The organism is Pseudomonas sp. OIL-1 (assembly GCF_010669185.1).
Taxonomy (GTDB): domain Bacteria; phylum Pseudomonadota; class Gammaproteobacteria; order Pseudomonadales; family Pseudomonadaceae; genus Halopseudomonas; species Halopseudomonas profundi.
In genome coordinates this window covers 795,689-815,908 of record NZ_CP048629.1, presented here as the reverse complement: position 1 = coordinate 815,908, position 20,220 = coordinate 795,689, and the positions used below count along the sequence as shown (strand labels likewise).

Genomic DNA, 20,220 nt, shown 5'->3' with positions numbered 1-20,220 from the left:
ATCGCGTCAGATCGACAGGGTCCAGTCATATTCGATGATGACAGGAGCATGCTCAGAGAAGCGCACCTTGCGCGGGATCTGGGCGTTCTTCACGAAGCGGCGCAGGCCGGGCGTGAGAATCTGATAATCGAAGCGCAGGCCGAGGTTCAGATCCTGAGCCTGTTCGCTGTTCGGCCACCAGCTGTATAACTCGGACTCACGGGTCACTTCACGCAGCGCATCGACATACCCCAGATTGCCGAATATCTCGTCCATCCAGGCACGCTCGGGCGCCATGAATCCAGGCTGCTCCTGGCAGTCGCGCCAGTTCTTTACGTCCAGCTTCAAATGCGCGGTATGCAGCGAGCCGCAATAGATGAACTCGCGTCGCTTGCGCCGCTGCTTGTTCAGATATCCGGTGAAGTCATTCATGAACTTGAATTTCTGGTTCAGGTCAGCGTCTCCGTTGCGCCCGGATGGCAACAGCAGAGAGGCAATGCTGACCTTGTCGAAATCAGCCTGAATGAAGCGGCCATAGCGGTCCGCCAGTTCAAACCCCAGGCCCATGATGATCGCCTTGGGTGCGGTCTTGGTATAAATGGCGACGCCGCCCTGGCTCGGCACTTCTGCTTCGAAGCAGTACTGCCAGTAACCTTCCAGCCAGTAGGGGTCCTGTTCCAGCTCAGGGGCAGTTACGCGAATATCCTGAAGACATATAACATCTGCGTCCTGTGTGCGCAGCCAGTCGAACAGGCCCCTGGCCGCTGCGGCCTCGACGCCGTTGACATTCAGACTGATAATTCGCATACATGGCTCCGTCAAATTCGTGCGTGTATGATAACTGAGCTTGCAGGATTTTTGTTAAGACGAGGGTGAGATGCACGAATATCAACGAGAGTTCATTCGCTTCGCGCTGGATAGAGACGTGCTGCGCTTTGGAGATTTTACCCTCAAATCCGGCCGTAAAAGTCCGTATTTCTTTAATGCAGGGTTGTTCGATGATGGCTCCGCACTGGCCAGGCTTGGACGCTATTATGCGCAGGCGTTTGTGCATAGCGATCTGGAAGATGTCGACATCATCTTCGGGCCGGCCTATAAAGGCATTCCGCTGGCTGCGGTAACAGCCGTTTCATTGGCGGAAAGTTTTGATCGCAATCTGCCATACTGTTTCAATCGAAAAGAAGCCAAGGATCACGGTGAAGGCGGGAGCCTGGTGGGCGCGCCGCTCCGGGGCCGGGTATTGATCATTGACGACGTTATCACTGCCGGTACGGCGATCAGGGAAGTGATGCAGATCATCAAGGAAGCCGGTGCCACACCGGCAGCCGTGATGATTGCATTGGATCGCGAAGAACGGGGGCAGGGTGAGCTGTCTGCTATCCAGGAAGTGGAGCGGGATTTCGGCGTTCCGGTGGTCAGCATAGTATCGCTGACCCAGGTACTCGGTTTTCTGCAAGAAGACGAAGCGCTTCGTCACCACCTGCCAGCGGTTGAGGCATATCGGGCGAAGTACGGTATTCAACAGGAAATTTGAGCCGGACCGGGCTCAGGGATGGGGTATCGGCGATGCGATGGACACGGCGGGTAGGCAGGTGGGTAGGACTGGGTGCGGTAGCCATGATGCCGGCCAGCGGGCACGCAGAGCTGTATCGATACATTGATGACCGCGGCGTAACGGTGCTCGACAGTCGGGTGCCGCCTGAGCACATCACCAACGGTTATGAAGTGCTGGATGCTCAGGGGCGCGTTCGGGAAATCATACCTGCCTCACCCACCCAGACAGAGCTTGAAGCGATGCGCCGCGCCCGTACCGAGCAGGAGCGTCAGCGCATCGCTGATTCCACCCTGCTGCGCCTGTACAGTGATGTGAACGATCTGGACCGCGCGCATGCTCGTCAGATCGCTCAGATTGACAACCAGATTGCCACCGCCGAGAGTGAATTGCAGGCTTTGCAGGCACAGCGTGAAGAGCTCCAGCGCAGGGCGGCGAGCCAGGAGCGAGCGGGCCGGCAGGTGGAGCCACGGCTCCTTGAGCAATTGGCAGAACTAGACGAGGAGTCGGGCCGTCTGCTGCGCCTGATTGACTCGAAGCGCGAAGAGATCAAGGACGTTGATCGCGGTTTCGCTGTCCAGCGTGAGCGCCTGTCACAACTGACGCAAGGTTGAACGCCAGGAACTGAATCCCGGCGATCACGCTAGTTGGCCGACGCGTCCTGCGGTGGGGTTTTCTCAAACGCGTGGACCGCTTCCCTGAACGCAGCGGGAACAGGCTTGGGGCGTCGACTCTGCTGATCGGCATGCACGTAGACCAGCTCACCCGTGGTCAGCAGCTCCTCGTCCCGATAGATCCCGATCTCGAATTGCATGCTTGAATTGCCCAGCCGGGCGATCCGCACATGCACATCCAGCACGTCGTCATAGTACGCGGGAGCCTTATACTCAAGCAGGGTGCGTACGGCAAAGAACTCATTGCCCTGCGCGCTGCTTGCGCCCTCGGTCGTTTGCTTGAGGGCGCGGAAGTACTCCGTGGTGCCAATATCGGCGTAGGTCAGATAATGACCGTTGAACACGATGCCCTGCATGTCAGCCTCAGCCCAGCGCACGCGCAATCGGGTGCTCAGGCGAAAATCGTCCCGCTGCATCACAACAGTTGCGTCTGATTGGTGATCAGGGTGCCGACGCCGGTATTGGTGAAGATCTCCAGCAGCACTGCGTTAGGGACCCGGCCATCAACGATGATTGCGCTGCCGGCACCGCCCTGTACCGCATCAAGGGCGCAACGGATTTTCGGCAACATGCCGCCGTAGATTGTGCCGTCCTCGATCAATGCATCGACCTGTGCGGTGGTCAATCCGGTGAGCACCTTGCCTTGCTTGTCCATCAGGCCAGCGATGTTGGTCAGCAGCAGAAGCTTCTCGGCCTTGAGCGCCTCGGCCACCTTGCCCGCCACCAGATCAGCGTTGATGTTGTACGAGGCGCCATCATCGCCGACCCCAATGGGCGCGATCACCGGGATGTAGTCATCTGAGACCAGGCGGTTGATCAGTCGGGTATTGACCTCGACGACTTCGCCAACCTGCCCGATATCGATGATCTCGGGCTTGTCCATGCCCGGTGTACGCCGCGACACCTTCAGCTTGCGTGCGCGGATCAGTCCCGCGTCTTTGCCGGTCAGGCCGATCGCAGCGCCGCCGTGGCGGTTGATCAGATTGACGATGTCTTTATTCACCTGGCCGCCAAGGACCATTTCCACCACGTCCATCGTCTGGCTGTCGGTAACCCGCATGCCTTCGATGAATTCGCTCTGGATGTTCAACCGGGCCAGTAGATCAGCTATCTGCGGCCCGCCCCCGTGCACAACGACCGGATTGATTCCAACGGTCTTCATCAGCACGATGTCACGGGCGAAGCTGTTTTTCAGCTCCTCGCTTTCCATGGCGTTTCCGCCGTACTTGATAACAATCGTTTTGCCGGTGAAGCGCTGGATATAAGGCAGGGCTTCGGTCAATACGCGGGAAACCTGGGCGGCAGCGTCACGACTCAACATGTTAATGATTCTCTCCTGATTCAGAATGGCAGCTGCAGATCAGGGGCTACGGCAGCCAGCTGATCGCGGAATAATTGTTGGACAAGCTCGAGGTCGTCTTGTTTGTCCGCTTCGAAGCGCAAGGTCAACATGGGTGTGGTATTCGACGCGCGGACCAGGCCCCAGCCGTGCGGATAATCAACGCGAATGCCATCCAGCGCGGTCAGCTTGCCCTGACCCCAGTCGGCCTGGTCGCGTAGCGCCTGAATAATCTCAAACTTGCGTTCTTCGCCGACGCGGATGTTCAATTCCGGTGTGCTAAGGCCGGTCGGATAGCGGTCCAGCAACTCGGCGCTGGTGAGGTTATCCGGCTGCACGGAGAGAATTTCCAGCAGGCGGCACGCGCTGTAGAGCCCGTCGTCGAAGCCGTACCAGCGTTCCTGGAAAAAGATATGGCCGCTCATCTCGCCGCCGAGCAGGGCGCCGACTTCCTTCATCTTGGCCTTGATCAGGGAATGCCCGGATTTCCACATCACCGGTCGACCGCCGAGCTTGCTGATCAGGGCAGGCAGACGCCGTGTGCACTTCACATCGAACACGACGTCGGCGCCGGGATTGCGCACCACGACATCCTCGGCCATCAGCATCAACAACCGATCAGGGTGAATCAGCTCGCCATCGCTGGTGACCACGCCCAGCCGGTCGGCATCGCCGTCGAAGGCAACGCCGATATCGGCGTCGTGCTGGCGGACCGCAGCGATAAGGTCGGCGACGTTTTCCAGCTTGCTCGGATCCGGATGATGATTGGGGAATTTTCCGTCCACCGTGCAGAACAGCGGTATGACGGTACAGCCAAGCTCTTCCAGCAATGACTGGGCGATAACACCGGCGACCCCGTTGCCACAGTCCACTACTACCTTGAGCGGGCGTGCCAGCGCGACATCTTCAACAATGCGCTGCTGATAGGCAGGCAGCAGGTCGCGCTGTTCGCGGGTGCCGTTGCCGGCGCTCAGGTCATTCTGTTCGAGGCGGGTATGCAGCGCCTTGATGCGTTCTTCCGAGAGCGTCTGACCGGCGATGACAATCTTCAGCCCGTTGTATTCGGCGGGGTTGTGGCTGCCGGTCAACACCACGCCGGAAGAAGATTCCAGCGTGTGGGTCGCGAAATACACCACCGGTGTCGGCACCATGCCAAGATCAATGACGTGGCAGCCGCTGTCCATCAGGCCTCTGATCAGTTGCTCTGACAGGCTTGGGCCAGATAATCGGCCATCCCGGCCGACGGCTATTTCCGATTGCCCGGACGTTATGTTTTCACTGCCGATTGCGCGGCCGATCCAGTACACGTTTTCTTCAGTCAGGGTCTGCCCGACCACGCCGCGGATGTCGTAAGCGCGGAATATCTCTGCGGGCACGCTCGGGAGAGCGCTGGGCGCAGGCTCGTTACCAGCCATATCGAAGGGGTCTTCCTCATCGAAAATATCCATGTCGAGGATATCGTCTTCGTCGAGTATCGGTGTGGTATCGGCGACTACCGGTGAACGGGACGCAACGGGTGCAGCGGCAACGGCAGAATCCGTGGTTGGTTGCTTTTCCCGTGGCGGGCTGGCACCTGGCGTTTGCCCGTGGCGTTGCGCCTGCTGCATGATTGCCTGCGCGACCGGTTCCAGCACCCCCAGGCGTAATCCAGCGACCTTGTGCCCTTTGGTGAGCTGGGACAGGACGTCGGCGTCCGCCTGTATGCTGGCGCACCATTGCCGCTGTAGCCAGAGCAGCCCCGCGAGCAGGCCGGCCAACGCTAGCAGCACCGCGGCGAGCAGCAGCAACGGATTGACCAGCCCGGAAGACAGCGCGCTGCCGGCCCGGAACTCCAGGCGCCAGGCCGGATTATCGGTGGGCAGTCTCAAGGCAGGGCCATGGCCTTCACCGTGCTGGTACAGGATCTGTTCCGGCGCGTCGGGAAACTGTTGAATCAGCGTGATGCGGCCGCTCTCGGGCGGCAGAGCCGGAAGGCTGTCTACCAGGCGCTGCATGTCGAATACGGCGATCACCGATCCGCCAATAGGCGCACTGGATGTTACCCGTAGCGGGCGGGCGGCATACAGACGCCATTCGGTGCCCACTTTATGCGCCTCGGCTGGAACGGGCATGTTGCGTTCGGCGCGGCGGATCATGTCCAGCGCGGCAAAGCTCAGGGGGGCAACGTCACTCTGGATATTGCTGGCGGTGCCGGGAAGATGGCTGTAGATCGCCAGCGCATCGGCGTAGATATGCCGCATTGAGCGAGTCAGAGCAGGGCTGCCGCCATTGGTCAGGGCGACCTGCAGCTGCGGATTGCTTGCCAGCGTCGTGAGGTCAGCGTCCAGCCGTTTCAGCGCTTTGTTCAGCGCACCGGCCTGTTGGCTGGCATACGCCTGGGCCATGTCCTGCGAATAACGTTGATTGCTTTCGCCGAATAATGTGAACCAGATCAATAGTGCGGCGGCACCCAGCCCGGCCAGAGCCATCAGCAAGGGAACCAGTGTTCCGGGCAACGCCGGGGATCGAGCCCCCGGTAACGCCTTGGTGAGTTTCATCTGTAACGCCTCCTTGCTCAGATGGATGTGCTCAATGGCTGCCCGTGTGGCCAAAACCACCTGCGCCGCGTGCACTGTTGTCGAAGTCGTCGACTATTTCGAGACTGGCCTGCAATACCGGTACCAGCACCAGCTGGGCAATGCGTTCGCCAGGCTCGATGGTGAACGCTTGCTGGCTGCGGTTCCAGCAGGACACCTTCAGCTCGCCCTGGTAATCCGAATCGATCAATCCAACAAGGTTGCCCAGCACGATGCCGTGTTTATGGCCCAAGCCTGAGCGCGGCAAAATCATGGCAGCCAGTCCGGGATCAGCGATATGAATCGCCAGCCCCGTTGGCAGTAACGTTGTCTGCCCTGGCTCAAGGATGAGTGGTTCGTTCAGCAGTGCGCGCAAGTCGAGGCCGGCCGAACCCCCGGTTGCATAGTGCGGTAGAGGCCATTGCTGGCCCAGGCGGGGGTCAAGTATCTTCGCTTGCAGCGCGTGCATCCTAAATCCTCAGGCAGTGGGTGGAGGGAGTTGGTCTGCGATAAAAGCAATGATCTGCCGGGCCAGCTTCTGCTTGCTGGCATGCGGCAGGGAGTGCTGTTCAAGCGCGCGGTCTATCAGCGTTACCGCATTGTCGTCACTATTAAACCCGATACCTGGCACACTGACATCATTCGCGACGATCAAGTTCAGGTTTTTTCGCTGCAGCTTGTCCTGGGCATAGGCGAGGACGTCGTTGGTCTCGGCGGCGAAGCCTACGCACCAGGGGCGCTGGGGATGATTGGCAAGGGCTGCGAGGATGTCCGGGTTGCGTACCAGCGACAGCGTCATACCGTCCTCGTTGCCGGGGGCTTTCTTGAGCTTGTTGTCGGCGCACTCGGCCGGGCGATAATCCGCTACAGCGGCGGAAGCGATAAACAGATCTGCCGGCAAGGCGTTCTGGCACGCGTCCAGCATTTCCTGTGCGCTGGTCACGTCGACACGCTGCACGCGCGGTGGCGTAGGCAGACTGACCGGGCCTGCGACAAGCGTAACCCGCGCCCCCGCTTCAGCAGCGGCGGCAGCCAGGGCAAAGCCCATCTTGCCGGAGCTGTGATTGGATATATAGCGCACCGGGTCAATCGCTTCACGGGTAGGGCCCGCGTTAATCAGTACGTGGCGGCCGGCCAGCGCGCCGTATTCGAAACATTCGGCAGCGCGGGCGGCGATGTCGGTTGGCTCCAGCATGCGCCCGGGGCCGATGTCACCACAGGCCTGCTCACCGGCAGCCGGGCCGAACACCTTCACGCCGCGTGATATAAGCGTGGCCAGGTTGGCCTGGGTGGCCGGGTCGCGCCACATGGCCTGATTCATCGCCGGTGCGATGGCGATCGGGGCGTCCGTCGCCAGCACCAGAGTGGTGAGTAGATCGTCGCCGCGGCCCTGGGCCAAACGTGCCATCAGATCGGCCGTGGTTGGGGCGATCAGTACCATGTCGGCCCAGCGCGCCAGCTCGATGTGCCCCATTGCGGCCTCTGCAGCCGGGTCGAGCAGATCACCATGCACCGGGTGGCCAGAGAGCGCCTGCAGCGTCAGCGGCGTAATGAACTCGCGCGCCGCCTCGGTCATGACCACACGTACCTCGGCACCGGCGTCACGCAGCCGTCTGACCAGTTCAGCGCTCTTGTACGCTGCTATTCCACCGCTAACGCCGAGCACAACCTGTTTATTGAACAACCGCTGCATTGTCTACCTCTCCCACGGCGTGCTTTGAAAGCGCCAAAAATACGGATTCTTTGAGGTTTTTCCTGATAAACGAGAAGCCCGTCAAATGCTCGCTAAGATACCACAGCGCTTGGCCCGCAGCATGCTCGACCTCGGCCGTTGCGGCTGCCTATACTCGGTTTCGATATAGATGCGTAAAGGAAGTACGCACCGCCCCCGCAAGGAGCATCTGAATGGCTATAACCGATTGGCCTCTGGCCGAACGTCCCCGTGAAAAACTGCTGAGTCAGGGAGCTGCCGCGCTGTCTGATGCGGAATTGCTGGCCATATTCCTGCGCACCGGCATTCCCGGACGCAGCGCTGTGGATCTGGCGCGCGACCTGCTGAGCGGGTTTGGCAGCCTGCGCGCTCTGTTGCAGGCCGATCTGAAACTGTTCTGCGGCCACCCGGGCCTCGGTCCGGCCAAATTCGTGCAGCTGCAAGCCGTCATGGAAATGGGCCGCCGGCATTTATATGAAGAGATGCAACGCGGCGACGCCCTGACATCGCCCGGTTCGGTGCGCCGCTACCTGAAAAGCCAACTGCTCGGTCTCCCCCACGAAGTCTTTGCCTGCCTGTTTCTGGATAACCAGCATCGAGTCATCGCGTTTGAGGAGCTGTTTCGCGGCACGCTGGACAGTGCCAGCGTCTATCCCCGCGAGGTGGTCAAACGCGCGCTTGCCCACAACGCAGCAGCGTTGATTCTCACGCATAACCATCCGTCGGGGGTTTCCGAGCCAAGTCAGGCCGACCTGATGCTGACGAGACGGTTAAAGGAGTCCCTGGCGCTGGTGGATATCCGCGTGCTCGACCATCTCGTCGTGGGGGACGGAGAGCCTGTATCCTTTGCGGAAAGGGGCTTGCTTTAATGAAAAAACATTGCCTGAAGAGGCGCAGTTTGATATAAAGCTCCGCTCTTCTCGGGGCTGTGCCCGCGTTGTCTTATTCAGGCAGCGCAGGATCGCACCATTTCATTGCCCCGGCTGGACAACAGATTCTTTTATGGCTTCCAACCAGTTCGGGTTGGGCAAGTGGTTGGAGAGGGTTAACCATGTCTCGAGTATGTCAAGTGACCGGCAAAGGCCCGGTGACTGGGAACAATGTTTCCCACGCTAACAACAGAAGCAAGCGTCGTTTTCTGCCTAACCTGCAGCACCATCGCTTTTGGGTTGAGTCGGAGAAGCGTTTCGTACGCCTGCGTACTTCCACCAAAGGTATGCGCATTATCGACAAGCGCGGCATCGATGCGGTGCTGGCTGAAATGCGCGCCCGTGGCGAAAAAATCTAAGGAGCACTTCCATGCGCGAATTGATTCGTTTGGTGTCTTCTGCCGGTACTGGTCACTTCTACACTACCGACAAGAACAAGCGTACTACGCCTGACAAGATCGAAATCAAGAAATTCGATCCGGTCATCCGCAAGCACGTGAACTACAAGGAAGCCAAGATCAAATAAGATCTCGGCTATCCAATAAAAAACCCGCCATGTGCGGGTTTTTTATTGCCTGGGTTTCGCGGCTACGCCTTTAAAGGGAGGAAAATTACTCGCCGCCCACAGCGTAGTTGGGCTGGCCGTTTATAGGTTGTGAGAATTCAAAAGGAATCGATACCGTCTCCATGCCAATGTTGCGCTGGATGACGAAATGCAGGTGCGGCCCGGTGCTGTTACCAGTATTGCCAGATCGGGCCAATGGAGTGCCTGTGCGCACGCGGTCACCCGCCTTGACGCGTACTGATCCGCGCTGCAGGTGCAGGTAAACGCTCATGGTGCCATCGTCATGTAACAGCCGTACAAAATTGCCCGCGGGGTTGCTGCCCCGCCCGCTCTGATTGTTTTCCACATTGACTACCAGCCCCGGACGAGCCGCGAGAATGGGCGTTCCCTCGGGCATGGCAATGTCGATCGCATGACGGCCTTTAGGGCCGGTGTGGCTGAAACTGCCGCCAGGGCCCTGGGTGACCCTGAAAGGTCCGCCGTTCCAGGGTAGCGGGTATTTGGTAACGGTGGGCTGGGCGCGCGGATCGCCAATCGCATAACGCAATCGTGGTGTATAGCTCGCAGTCTTGCCTGCTTCAGGAACAAGCGTCACCAGACGGATGCTATCGCGTGGCGGTAGCACCCAGCGAATCGGCTTGTCCGGCGCGCCGGAAACATTGCGAGGCTTTTCAATGGTCAGCTCGATCTCGACCGGGGCGTGTAGTTCGTTGTTGACGATCAAGGTCTCACCACCCGCGTGCTTGCGAGTGGTGACATAGACCTTCTTTTCGATGTTTTCGACCATGGCGTCCTGGAATACCAGTTCGCGAGCGCCCTGTACCTTCTGATCGGTATAGGTGGTGACGCCGTTTTGATCGGTGAATTTGTAAATGGTAGAAGCGAGCAGCGCCGGGGTGAAGAGTAGTAGGCCCAGGCCGCAAATCAGGGTTCGCATCCGTTGCTACCGTCTTTGTCAGAGTATGTTGATCGGCAAGCATAAACGGAAGCAAACGCCGTTGCGACCCGCACGTTTGGGTTACCAGACGGCTGACACAAAATAGCCTTTCGACGCTATTCACCGGGTATAAAAAAGCGCACCGGGACAAGAGGTCCGGGTGCGCTTTTTGTCGTAACGGCTGCAGGCTAGCGGGCAGATACTGGTGCGGGCTGCAGGGAGTACGTCCGCAAAGAGGCAGCGAATTCCTGAAGCGCCTGGATGCGGCTGGCTTCTGCCTGGGCGCACCACTCGCGGAGCGCCTGCAGCATCTCATGACCGTTCGCGCTGGTGCGCGTCCAGATCTGTTGCAGTGCGAGTCGCTTCTCGTAAGTCACCTTGAGCACTTGACTGTGGGCGAGCATGGTCTGGATGCGCGCTTCATGCTCAGGCTCAAGAAGGCTCGGCTCACGACTCAGCAGGCGCTTGCCGCGGCTGAATAAATGTCGAATGGAATGATCAACGCGTCGCAGCTCCTGTTGCACCAATGGCTTGATCACCAGCTTGCGATATTGCGCCATGATCTGAAAACGGTTGTTCAGGATGGCCATCGCCGTGTCCATATCCAGGGTCTGCTTACCTTCCACCTGATGCGCGATCGGAGCGGTACGACGAACCTTTGCCAGCCCGAGCATGCTGAACACTCTGATCCACATCCAGCCCATATCGAACTCCCACTTCTTGACCGAGAGTTTGGCCGAGTTCGGGTAGGTGTGGTGGTTGTTATGTAGCTCTTCACCGCCAATCAGGATGCCCCAGGGCAGGATATTGGTTGCCGCATCCTTGCATTCGAAGTTGCGGTACCCGACAGCGTGTCCTAGCCCGTTGACTACGCCGGCAGCGAAGATCGGAATCCACATCATCTGCACGGCCCAGACGGTCAGGCCCAGAACACCAAACAGCGCCAGATTGATCAGCAACATCATACTCACGCCACCATTGGGGAAGCGCCCGTAAACGTTGCGCTCCATCCAGTCATCCGGACAGTTCTTGCCGTAGATGCGCAGCGTTTCCTCGTTCTTGGCTTCTTCCATATACAGCTCGGCGCCCTTGCGCAGCACTGTGGTCAAGCCTTTGTGAACAGGGCTATGCGGGTCGTCGGGGGTTTCGCATTTGGCGTGATGCTTGCGGTGGATCGCAGTCCATTCGCGGGTATTCATGGCTGTAGTCATCCACAACCAGAATCGGAAGAAGTGTTTGAGCGCCGGGTGCAGCTCCAGGGAGCGGTGCGCCGAATAGCGGTGCAGATATACGGTCACACTGACGATGGTGATATGGGTCAGCACCAGTATGATGGCGAGCACTTGCCAGCCGGAAGGATCGAGTAAACCGTTGTACCACATAGCAGAATGAACCTCTGACAGAAATTTGGGAGCAGGAACGCTGTCCCTGACTGCTAGGAATCAGTATGTAGCAATATCTGCCTGTTTGCATGACCACAAGTCGTCAAGCAGCTAAGATGAGGCCTGATTTTGCAAAAGAATAATTCAGACCTATGAGCCTTAGCCGAAGCGCGTTTCGCGTAGCGATGTTGTATTCGACGGTGGCCATGTTGTGGATTCTGTTTAGCGACTACTTGCTGGTCGCTCTTGGCCTGGAGCCTTTGGCTCAGCGCTGGATGCAGACCTCCAAGGGCATCCTTTTCGTTCTGGTGACCACGGCACTGGTGTTCTTCGCGTCGATGCAGCAGTTGAACCGCCGCGCCGAACAGCAGCGTTTGCTGCAACTCAATCAGGAACGTTTTGATTTGGCGCTTGCGGGCTCCAATGATGGTGTGTGGGACTGGGATATCGAAGCCGGAAGCGTGTATTTTTCTGACCGCTGTCTGGAAATTATCGGCTACCCGGGCTCATCAGACGTCGACCTGAGTGTCGTCTGGTTGCAGCGGGTGCATCCTGATGATCTTGCCGCGACACGGCACGCGATCCGTTCGCATTTTCGCGGCGTCACCGAGCGTTTCGACAATAATCATCGAATTCAGAACCTGAACGGCGAATACGTCTGGATCCACGCGCGTGGCAGGGCTATCCGCAACCAGCGAAATCGAGCCGTGCGCCTGATAGGGATCGTTCGGGACGTCACCGAACAGAAATTGAACGAGGAGAGTTTGCAGCAGGCGGCGGTGGTCATGGAAAGTACCACCGAGGGCGTGGTGGTCACTGACGATCAAAACCGTATCGTCAGTGTCAATCCTGCGTTTTGCAGGATCACCGGCTACGACGCTGAAACGGCCATTGGCCAGACGCCTTCATTACTTAAATCAGGCTGGCATCCCGAGCAGTTCTACACGGAATTATGGCGGCAATTGCGGTCAACGGGCAGTTGGCAGGGTGAGATCTGGAACCGCAGGCAGGACGGCGAAATCTATCCGCAATGGGAAACTATCAACGCGGTGTACGACGAGAGCGGTGGCCTGTCGCACTATGTAGCGGTGTTTGCCGATATATCGCAGATCAAACGTTCGCAGGAAGAAATAGACTTTCTGGCGCATCATGATCCGCTCACCCGCCTGCCCAACCGCCTCCTCATGATTGAACGACTGGGTAACGCGCTGTCTCGGGCCAAGCGCAACGATAGCCGCCTGGGCTTGATCTTCATCGATATCGACCGATTCAAGGCGATCAACGACAGTATGGGGCATACCGCCGGGGATGAATTGTTGCGCATCGCCGCAGAGCGTCTTTCTGAGCTGTGCCGCGAACAGGACACCCTGGCGCGGTTGAGTGGTGACGAGTTCATCATGTTGGTTGAGGATCTGGCCGAAGCCGGGGATCTGACGCCCTTTGCCCTGCGGATTCAGCGGGCTTTTGACAAGCCTTTCGATATCGACGACAGATCACTGCATCTGAGTTGTAGCCTGGGCATGAGCGTCTACCCCGAAGACGGCGAAGACAGTGCGGAGTTGCTCAAGAACGCAGACACGGCCGTCACCCTGGCGAAGAAGAATGGCCGCAACACCTATGCTTATTACACCCAGGCACTTACACACCATGCGCGCCGGCAGATGACACTGGAGTCCGAGCTGCACAAGGCAATCCGGGATGAACAGTTACGTGTGTATTTTCAGCCGCAGAAAGACCTGGCCAGCGGACGGATGGTGGGCATGGAGGCCCTGGTACGCTGGGAGCACCCGAAGCTGGGAATTATTCCGCCTATGGATTTCCTGCCTGCAGCGCAACATGCCGGGCTGATGTCGGCAATCGACGAGTACGTTCTGCATGTCGCCTGTGGTCAGATGCGCCGTTGGCTGAATATGGGCTTTGCGCTGGAAACGGTGGCTGTAAATATGTCGGGTTACTGGCTGCAGCGCGGCGAGGTCATCGCCGCCGTGCAGGCAGCGCTGAAGGATACCGGTCTGCCGGCACATTATCTCGAACTTGAAGTCACCGAAGACGAGATCATGGAACATGGCGAAAAGAGCGGCCCGGTGCTGGACGCTCTGCGCAACCTCGGCGTCAAGCTGGCGATTGATGACTTCGGCACGGGTTATTCTTCTCTCCTGCGCCTCAAGCGGTTGCCAGTTACCAAACTCAAGATCGATCGCGGGTTCACCATGGACCTGCCCGGTGATATTAACGATAGCGCTATCGCCCGGGCGATTATCGCTCTGGGCAAGAGCCTGCAATTGACCATCACTGCCGAAGGCATCGAAACGCTGGCTCAGGAGAGCCTGCTTGGCGAGCTTCAGTGCGACTATGGTCAGGGCTACCTTTACAGCAAGCCAGTCCCGGCGGAACAGCTGGAAGCTTTGTTGCGTAAGTCCTTTCCTGATCACGATAAGCCGGCCAGCACACCCTAGCGCTCGGATGATACCGATGTGCCATCGCTGAGGCGGGCGGACTGGCGTCGGGGTCTCGTTGAATGGTCCGCGATACCCTGTTGCGAGCTTTATTTGCCTAGTGTGGTATAGAAACTGCAGTAACCCTCCTCAGTGTTCAGAGCACACCACAGTGTGCCGAAACGCACTTATTTAGCGCATGTGAAAAGCATTCATATATATCAAAACGCCATTATGGTGCTGGGTCTGTGGTGCATTGGGGAAACAGGGAATGTCATTCGAGACGATAGACGTATTATGGATCGTGCTGTGCGCCGGTCTTGTCTTCAATATGCAGTTGGGCTTCCTCTGCCTGGAGTCAGGCCTGACTCGCAGCAAGAACGCAATAAACGTAGCAGTAAAGAACATGGCGGATCTAAGCGTAGCCATCGTTCTGTACTGGCTGTTCGGCTTCGGACTCATGTTCGGCAGCAGCGCCAATGGCTGGTTCGGCACCGGTTTCTTTATGGTCTCGTTCGACGATACCTGGCGCGCCGCCTTTTTCCTGTTCCAGGCGATGTTCTGCACCACCGCAGCGACCATCGTTTCCGGAGCGGCCGCTGAGCGAATGCGCTTTAGCGGATACCTGGTCGTAACCGTCATCGCCGCTGGACTCATATATCCGTTGTATGGCCACTGGGCGTGGGCCGGGGCTTTCAGCGAGTCGGTTGGTTGGCTCGCTGCGAGAGGGTTTACTGACTTTGCTGGCTCAACGGTCGTGCACTCAGTCGGCGGTTGGATTGCATTGGCTGTGATCCTGGTGTTGGGGCCAAGACGGGGCCGATTTGAGCTGGATCGTGAGGGTCGGAGCCTGCCGGGTTCGAATCTGCCGGTAGCGATGCTCGGCGGGCTTTTGCTCATGTTCGGTTGGTTCGGCTTCAACGGCGGAAGTACCTTTCGTTTTGACACCATCGTGCCGGGCATCATCGCGAATACTGTTCTGGCTGGCGTGGTTGGCATCCTCGGCGGCATGCTGGCCTCGTGGCTACGCTGGCGTCATGTCGATCCGGTTTATCCGTTGAACGGGCTCATTGCCGGAATGGTTTCCATAACTGCCAGTGCGCACGTGGTCTCCGCCGGCTCCGCGGTGATGATCGGTTTCACCGGAAGCCTGGTGATGTACGGCGCTGACCGGCTGATGTATCGCTGGCGGATCGACGACGCGGTGAGTGCGGTACCAGTGCATCTTGCCAGCGGCATATGGGGCACCCTCGCGGTTGCCCTGTTTGCTGACCTGGAGCTGCTGAACACCGGACTCAGCCGCTGGGAGCAATTAATGGTGCAGTTCGAAGGCATCATGGTGGCGGGGTTGTGGGCGTTTGGGGTGACCTGGATATTGCTGCAGACTATCAGTCGCTGGTTGCCGATGAGAGTCAGCACCGAAGCGGAAATGGTAGGGCTGAATGTTTCCGAGCATGGTGCCCGTACCGAACTGATTGAGCTTTTGGATGCCATGGAGGCTCACCAGCACGACGGACGTTTCGAACAGGAAGTACTGGTCGAGCCGTTCACCGAGGTGGGTCAGATTGCAGCTCAATACAACAAGGTGATTCGCGCGCTTCGCAGCGCCGTGGGCATGACTCAGGCCATCGTTCGCGACATTCGCGACGGCGTTGTAACCTGCTCAGCCGAAGGGCTGCTGACGACCTGCAATCCGGGTGCGGAGCGGCTGTTTGGCCGGGGCGCCTCAGATCTGATTGGTCAGCCCATACGGGGATTGGTGGCGGAGCAGGGCTGGGGTGGTCTGCCGCTGCCCGAGGCTGGCAACGAGCTGAAGCAGGAAGTGTTGTTCACTCGCCACGACCAGTCGTTCGTTGCCGAGCTGACCGTGAGCCGCGGCGCCTTGGACGACCCGTTTTATACCTGCATGATTCGGGACATCACCGAACGCAGGCGGGTAGAGCAGCAGCTATTTCAGGAAAAGACGCTGGCGCAGGTTACGCTGGCTTCGATTGGCGATGGCGTTATCACTACAGGCCCTGATGGCCGGGTGCGCTATCTCAACCCGGTAGCCGAAAAGCTCACTGGCTGGAGCGCTGAACAGGCCAGCGACCGGCCGCTTGAGGAGGTCTACCAGCTATTCGACGAGCAGACTGACGCGCCACTTGGGAATCCGGTTACGGCCCTTTTGCGCCGACACCGCAGAGCGCTGGTGGGTCAGGGTGAAATCATATCGCTGCTGCGAAAACGGGATGGCGAGCAAGTTTATATTCAAGATGCCGTCGCCCTGATGCACGATCAGGAAGGGCGGATTATTGGGGCAGTGCTTACATTTCGGGATGTCACCTCTACCCGGCGGATGGCCAATGAGTTGTCTCACCAGGCTGCACACGATGCGCTCACCGGCTTGGCCAATCGTTCCGAATTCGAGCGACGCCTGGCGATGGCCGTTCAGGCTCACCAGGAGAGCGACCGTAAACAGGTTCTCTGCTACATGGATCTTGACCAGTTCAAGATAGTCAACGATACCTGTGGGCACGCTGCAGGCGATGAGTTGCTGCGCCAGCTTGCTCGATTATTTCAGACCCGTATTCGCAGCTCGGATGTACTGGCGAGGTTGGGTGGGGATGAGTTTGGGTTGTTGCTGGTTGGGTGCTCGCTTGAAGAGGCGATACCGGTTGCTGACGATATTCGCAGCCTGGTTGAAGATTTTCGCTTCAGCTGGGAAAACAGGACTTTCGCCATCGGGGTCAGCATCGGTCTGGTGCTCATTGGTGAGCAAATGCATTCTCTCGGCGAATTGTTGAGTGCTGCAGACAGTGCTTGCTACGCAGCAAAGGATGCCGGGCGTAACCGCATTCACATCTACCAGGCCGATGATCAGATATTGATTGAGCGTCGCGGTGAGATGCTCTGGGTCAACCGGATCAGAGAAGCGGTGGACCGGGATTTGCTCCGTCTGTATGTCCAGCCAATCATACCTGTACATGCGGAGCCCGGCGGGCCTCGCTACGAAGTGCTGGTGCGAATGCTGGGCGACGATGGACGCATTATCCCACCAGGCGCGTTCATGCCCGCCGCCGAGCGCTATGATCTGGCGACGGCAATTGATCGCTGGGTAGTGGGCAACTTTCTGGCCTGGGTCGGTGATTATCAACGTCGTAGCAAGGGCCCGCTCGGACACTACTCGATCAACCTGGCTGCAGCATCCCTAGGCGAGGACGGTTTCCTCGAATTCGTGCTCGACACCATCAAGCGTCATCAGATACCTGCCAGCTGTATCTGTTTTGAGATTACCGAAACCAGCGCGATCGCCAATCTCAGTCGTGCAGTCATATTCATGCAACGGCTCAAGACTATCGGTTGCCACTTTGCGTTGGATGACTTCGGATCGGGGCTGTCATCCTTCGCCTACCTGAAGACGCTGCCGGTGGACATCCTGAAAATAGACGGGGTGTTCGTTAAGGATATCGAGACGGACCCGATCGCCGCAGCCATGGTCAGTTCAATCAACACCATAGGCCATGAGATGGGTTTGAAGACCGTCGCGGAGTATGTGGAGAACGAAGCCATTCTCGAGCGGTTGCGCGAGCTGGGGGTGGACTATGCCCAGGGCTACCTCCTGGGCCATCCCCGCCCTCTCAGCGAGTTGGACGGGGTGCGGATGATGCCGAGATAGCATAGCGATGATCTTATCTGCTGATGTCGGTCGAAGCGTTGGCCGCCGCCAGAGCAGCGGACCTGTTGCGGACCGGAACGTAGCTCATCGTAATAAAGCAAAACCACTTGGCTCCGCCACCGACCGCGTGGCGCACAGGAAACCGGAACACGAGAATCATAGACCTCTGGCCCGCTGCTTGCTTGAGTCGGGTCGTGCATAAGGAATTCAGGGATGTCTCTACATAGCGATCAAATGGTGCTTACCCAGACAGAACGTAAATGGCTGCCTTGGCTAGGTCCAACCGGCAAGCTGCGAATGGGGTGGGCCTGTTGGATAAATAACAATCGCTACGGGCAGCTCAAGGACATATTCGAGAGCATCGCTCAGACGCGGGTCCGCCTGTTGCAGCAATGGTGCGATAACCAGTGGAACACGCTTGCATCGGTATCCCAAAGCATAAGTGCGCAGACCCACGCGCCAGACAGCGATCGACTTGGTCAACTGCTGAAGAAGATGCCGGATGCCTCGGAATTATTCATCATCAACAGCAGTGGCGAGGTCACTGCCAGCAGCGCCCGGCATGGCGCGGCCTTTAAACTCGATACCGCCGCCATACAAACCGGGCTACAGAAACCCTTCTTGCATGGCCCTTATGTGGACGACCGAACCAAGTCGCTTGGCCCGTCCACGTCCAGCTTTCACGACGCCGTGACACTGATGTTTTACCAGCCCATGTCCAACGGAGGCTGCCTGTGTGCGCGGATACCCAATGACGTGGTGGGCGATTTGATCCAGCGTGAAGCTGGACACATCTACCCGGAGTCTGGCGACAACTATATTTTCATGGTCGATTCCCGTTTTGACAGGACTATCGAGCAGGGGCGTGCGCTCTCCCGCTCGCGTTTCGAAGACGACACGTTCAATCACGGTGACAACCTCAAGAGCGGTATCCGGACGGCCTGGGGCCAAGTGAGCGTACGGGAGCACACTGAGCTCGAGCTACGTTTTACTGACCCGGCGACCGGTCAGCTCCACCCCGGCGTTCGTGAAACCATACGTAAGGGACATAACCTCTACGTCGCCTACCCAGGCTATTCGGACTACCGCCACATTCCGGTTATCGGCAAAGGGATCACCTTCAGCCTTACCGGCTCACCGGATCGCTGGGGCATGATGTGCGAAGCCGACCTGGAAGAAGTTTACCGCTACCGTTCGCTGAGCTACGACCTGATGAGGCTGTTCCTGGGTCTCATGCTGTTCATCAGCCTGTGTCAGATTGGTACCGCTTATTCTGGTCTCGGCCAAGCTGCGGCCAGTCTGTTGAATCTGTCCGCCGTGGGCCTGTCTGCTTTCTGGTTCTGGCGCCGGGGTACCAAGCGTTTGGCCAGGCGCATGGGCCGAATGACCGAGATCATACGCAACATAGCGGAGGGTGAAGGCAATCTGAGGCAGCGGCTGGATACCTCACGCTTTGTCGCTGACGAAACCGGTGAGCTGGGGCGCTGGGTCAACAGCTTTCTGGACAGCCTGGATACCATCGTAGGCCGAGTGAAACAGGCCAGTCATCATGCAGTACAGAATAGCGAGCAAATGCTGGGGCATAACCGCGGGGCGAGCGATATGGCCGAAGAGGTAACCGAGAACATTGCCCAGATGTTGACCATGATCGAGTCTCAACTGGCAACGGTCAGCAGTGCCTCGGTCACCGCTGCTGAGATGAAAAAGACCATGGCAGAAGTGGTCGACTCTGCTCGCCAGCGGCTGGACGTGGTGTGCAGTGGTACGCAGAAGATTCGCGATATTGTCGCCACCTCGGCCCTCAGCGTACAGAAGCTGGATCAGCGATCGGGTGAGATTGTGGGGATGGTGTCGGTGATCAGCGACATCACCAGCCAGACCAACCTGCTAGCGCTGAATGCAGCTATCGAAGCTGCACGCGCGGGTGAACATGGTCGCGGCTTCGCCGTTGTAGCCGACGAGGTGCGCGCACTGGCTCTGCGTACAGCCAGCGCCGCAGAAGAAATCAGCCGCGGGGTTACGTCCATTCGCGACGCCACACGGCAGGCGGTGGAACTGATGGAGCAGGGCGTATCCGATGTGGATCTGCAGTTGCAGGACGCAGGCAACGCCTCGGACGACAACGACGTGTTGCATAGTACCGTCGAGCAGCTGTTTGAGGTGATTTCGGTAATGGAGACCAATAGCAAGGAGCATGGCCGTCAGGCTAGCCAGGTCGCAAGCGCTACGGAATCAATGGGCGATGTGGTCCGAACCCTGCGTATCAGTTCAGATCAGGTCAGAGAAACTGCGCAACGCTTGCACCAATTATCCGACACCTTCCAGGTCAGCGCTGACCGCGCCTGAGGGCTGAAGGCCCGTCAGACGAAATCCTGTGTCCGCTAATCGGGTGGATGATTACCACATGGCTTAAGCATTTGGCACACTTGAGACATCCACAACCCCGTTGACCGCGCCGCCGCAGGACAGCGTTGTACAGCGGCAGCGCACTTTGACGCCCGGCC

General features: G+C 58.4%; 16 protein-coding genes. 8 read left to right on the top strand and 8 right to left on the bottom strand.

Features of this window, described 5'->3' with window-relative positions; genetic code table 11:
- Window positions 1–6 precede the first annotated feature (6 nt).
- Window positions 7–786: an exodeoxyribonuclease III gene (locus G3M63_RS03685; RefSeq protein ID WP_150299791.1), complete on the bottom strand. Its 780-nt coding sequence runs from the start codon at window positions 784–786 to the stop codon at window positions 7–9.
- Window positions 787–856: 70 nt separating this feature from the next.
- Between G3M63_RS03685 and pyrE the strand changes: the two genes are divergently transcribed.
- Window positions 857–1,513, top strand: a complete 657-nt coding sequence (gene pyrE / locus G3M63_RS03680) for an orotate phosphoribosyltransferase (RefSeq protein ID WP_150299790.1) — start codon at window positions 857–859, stop codon at window positions 1,511–1,513.
- 32 nt (window positions 1,514–1,545) lie between these two features.
- The gene (locus G3M63_RS03675) at window positions 1,546–2,145 is read left to right on the top strand and encodes a DUF4124 domain-containing protein (protein ID WP_150299789.1); all 600 of its coding nucleotides are present in this window, start codon (window positions 1,546–1,548) and stop codon (window positions 2,143–2,145) included.
- A 29-nt stretch (window positions 2,146–2,174) separates the two neighbouring features.
- Here G3M63_RS03675 and G3M63_RS03670 read toward each other — a convergent pair whose 3' ends face one another.
- The 5 genes from G3M63_RS03670 to coaBC are packed head-to-tail and all read right to left on the bottom strand — an operon-like array spanning window position 2,175 to window position 7,792.
- On the bottom strand, window positions 2,175–2,621 hold the full coding sequence (locus G3M63_RS03670) for a thioesterase family protein (protein WP_150299788.1): 447 nt from the start codon (window positions 2,619–2,621) through the stop codon (window positions 2,175–2,177).
- The gene (gene argB, locus G3M63_RS03665; protein WP_150299787.1) at window positions 2,621–3,526 is read right to left on the bottom strand and encodes an acetylglutamate kinase; all 906 of its coding nucleotides are present in this window, start codon (window positions 3,524–3,526) and stop codon (window positions 2,621–2,623) included. Before argB ends, G3M63_RS03670 begins: the two co-directional genes overlap by 1 nt.
- A 20-nt stretch (window positions 3,527–3,546) precedes the next feature.
- The gene (locus G3M63_RS19630; RefSeq protein ID WP_306110146.1) at window positions 3,547–6,081 is read right to left on the bottom strand and encodes a phosphomannomutase/phosphoglucomutase; all 2,535 of its coding nucleotides are present in this window, start codon (window positions 6,079–6,081) and stop codon (window positions 3,547–3,549) included.
- A 31-nt stretch (window positions 6,082–6,112) separates the two neighbouring features.
- Window positions 6,113–6,568 (bottom strand): dUTP diphosphatase, encoded by a 456-nt coding sequence (gene dut, locus G3M63_RS03655; RefSeq protein WP_150299785.1) that lies wholly within the window; start codon window positions 6,566–6,568, stop codon window positions 6,113–6,115.
- A 9-nt stretch (window positions 6,569–6,577) separates the two neighbouring features.
- Window positions 6,578–7,792 (bottom strand): bifunctional phosphopantothenoylcysteine decarboxylase/phosphopantothenate--cysteine ligase CoaBC, encoded by a 1,215-nt coding sequence (gene coaBC / locus G3M63_RS03650; protein WP_150299784.1) that lies wholly within the window; start codon window positions 7,790–7,792, stop codon window positions 6,578–6,580.
- 212 nt (window positions 7,793–8,004) lie between these two features.
- On the opposite strand from coaBC, the gene radC reads away from it, so the two are divergent.
- From radC to rpmG, 3 genes are all read left to right on the top strand, one after another.
- Window positions 8,005–8,679: a DNA repair protein RadC gene (radC, locus tag G3M63_RS03645; RefSeq protein WP_150299783.1), complete on the top strand. Its 675-nt coding sequence runs from the start codon at window positions 8,005–8,007 to the stop codon at window positions 8,677–8,679.
- A 182-nt stretch (window positions 8,680–8,861) separates the two neighbouring features.
- Window positions 8,862–9,098 (top strand): 50S ribosomal protein L28, encoded by a 237-nt coding sequence (rpmB, locus tag G3M63_RS03640; protein WP_150299782.1) that lies wholly within the window; start codon window positions 8,862–8,864, stop codon window positions 9,096–9,098.
- Window positions 9,099–9,109: 11 nt separating this feature from the next.
- Window positions 9,110–9,265: a 50S ribosomal protein L33 gene (gene rpmG / locus G3M63_RS03635; protein ID WP_150276539.1), complete on the top strand. Its 156-nt coding sequence runs from the start codon at window positions 9,110–9,112 to the stop codon at window positions 9,263–9,265.
- Between the two features lie 85 nt (window positions 9,266–9,350).
- Here rpmG and G3M63_RS03630 read toward each other — a convergent pair whose 3' ends face one another.
- Both G3M63_RS03630 and desA read right to left on the bottom strand, forming a co-directional pair.
- Window positions 9,351–10,241 (bottom strand): M23 family metallopeptidase, encoded by an 891-nt coding sequence (locus tag G3M63_RS03630; RefSeq protein ID WP_163981901.1) that lies wholly within the window; start codon window positions 10,239–10,241, stop codon window positions 9,351–9,353.
- 188 nt (window positions 10,242–10,429) lie between these two features.
- Window positions 10,430–11,623 (bottom strand): delta-9 fatty acid desaturase DesA, encoded by a 1,194-nt coding sequence (gene desA / locus G3M63_RS03625; RefSeq protein WP_163981900.1) that lies wholly within the window; start codon window positions 11,621–11,623, stop codon window positions 10,430–10,432.
- A gap of 152 nt (window positions 11,624–11,775) precedes the next feature.
- Here desA and G3M63_RS03620 point away from each other — a divergent pair, with 152 nt between their 5' ends.
- From G3M63_RS03620 to G3M63_RS03610, 3 genes are all read left to right on the top strand, one after another.
- The gene (locus G3M63_RS03620) at window positions 11,776–14,079 is read left to right on the top strand and encodes a bifunctional diguanylate cyclase/phosphodiesterase (RefSeq protein ID WP_163981899.1); all 2,304 of its coding nucleotides are present in this window, start codon (window positions 11,776–11,778) and stop codon (window positions 14,077–14,079) included.
- Window positions 14,080–14,329: 250 nt separating this feature from the next.
- A complete protein-coding gene (gene amt / locus G3M63_RS03615; protein ID WP_163981898.1) occupies window positions 14,330–17,716 on the top strand; it encodes an ammonium transporter in 3,387 nt (1,128 codons plus the stop codon).
- Window positions 17,717–17,929: 213 nt separating this feature from the next.
- Window positions 17,930–20,062 carry a methyl-accepting chemotaxis protein gene (locus G3M63_RS03610; RefSeq protein WP_256669931.1) on the top strand — a complete coding sequence of 711 codons (2,133 nt, stop codon included), beginning with the start codon at window positions 17,930–17,932 and terminating at the stop codon, window positions 20,060–20,062.
- Window positions 20,063–20,220 lie beyond the last annotated feature (158 nt).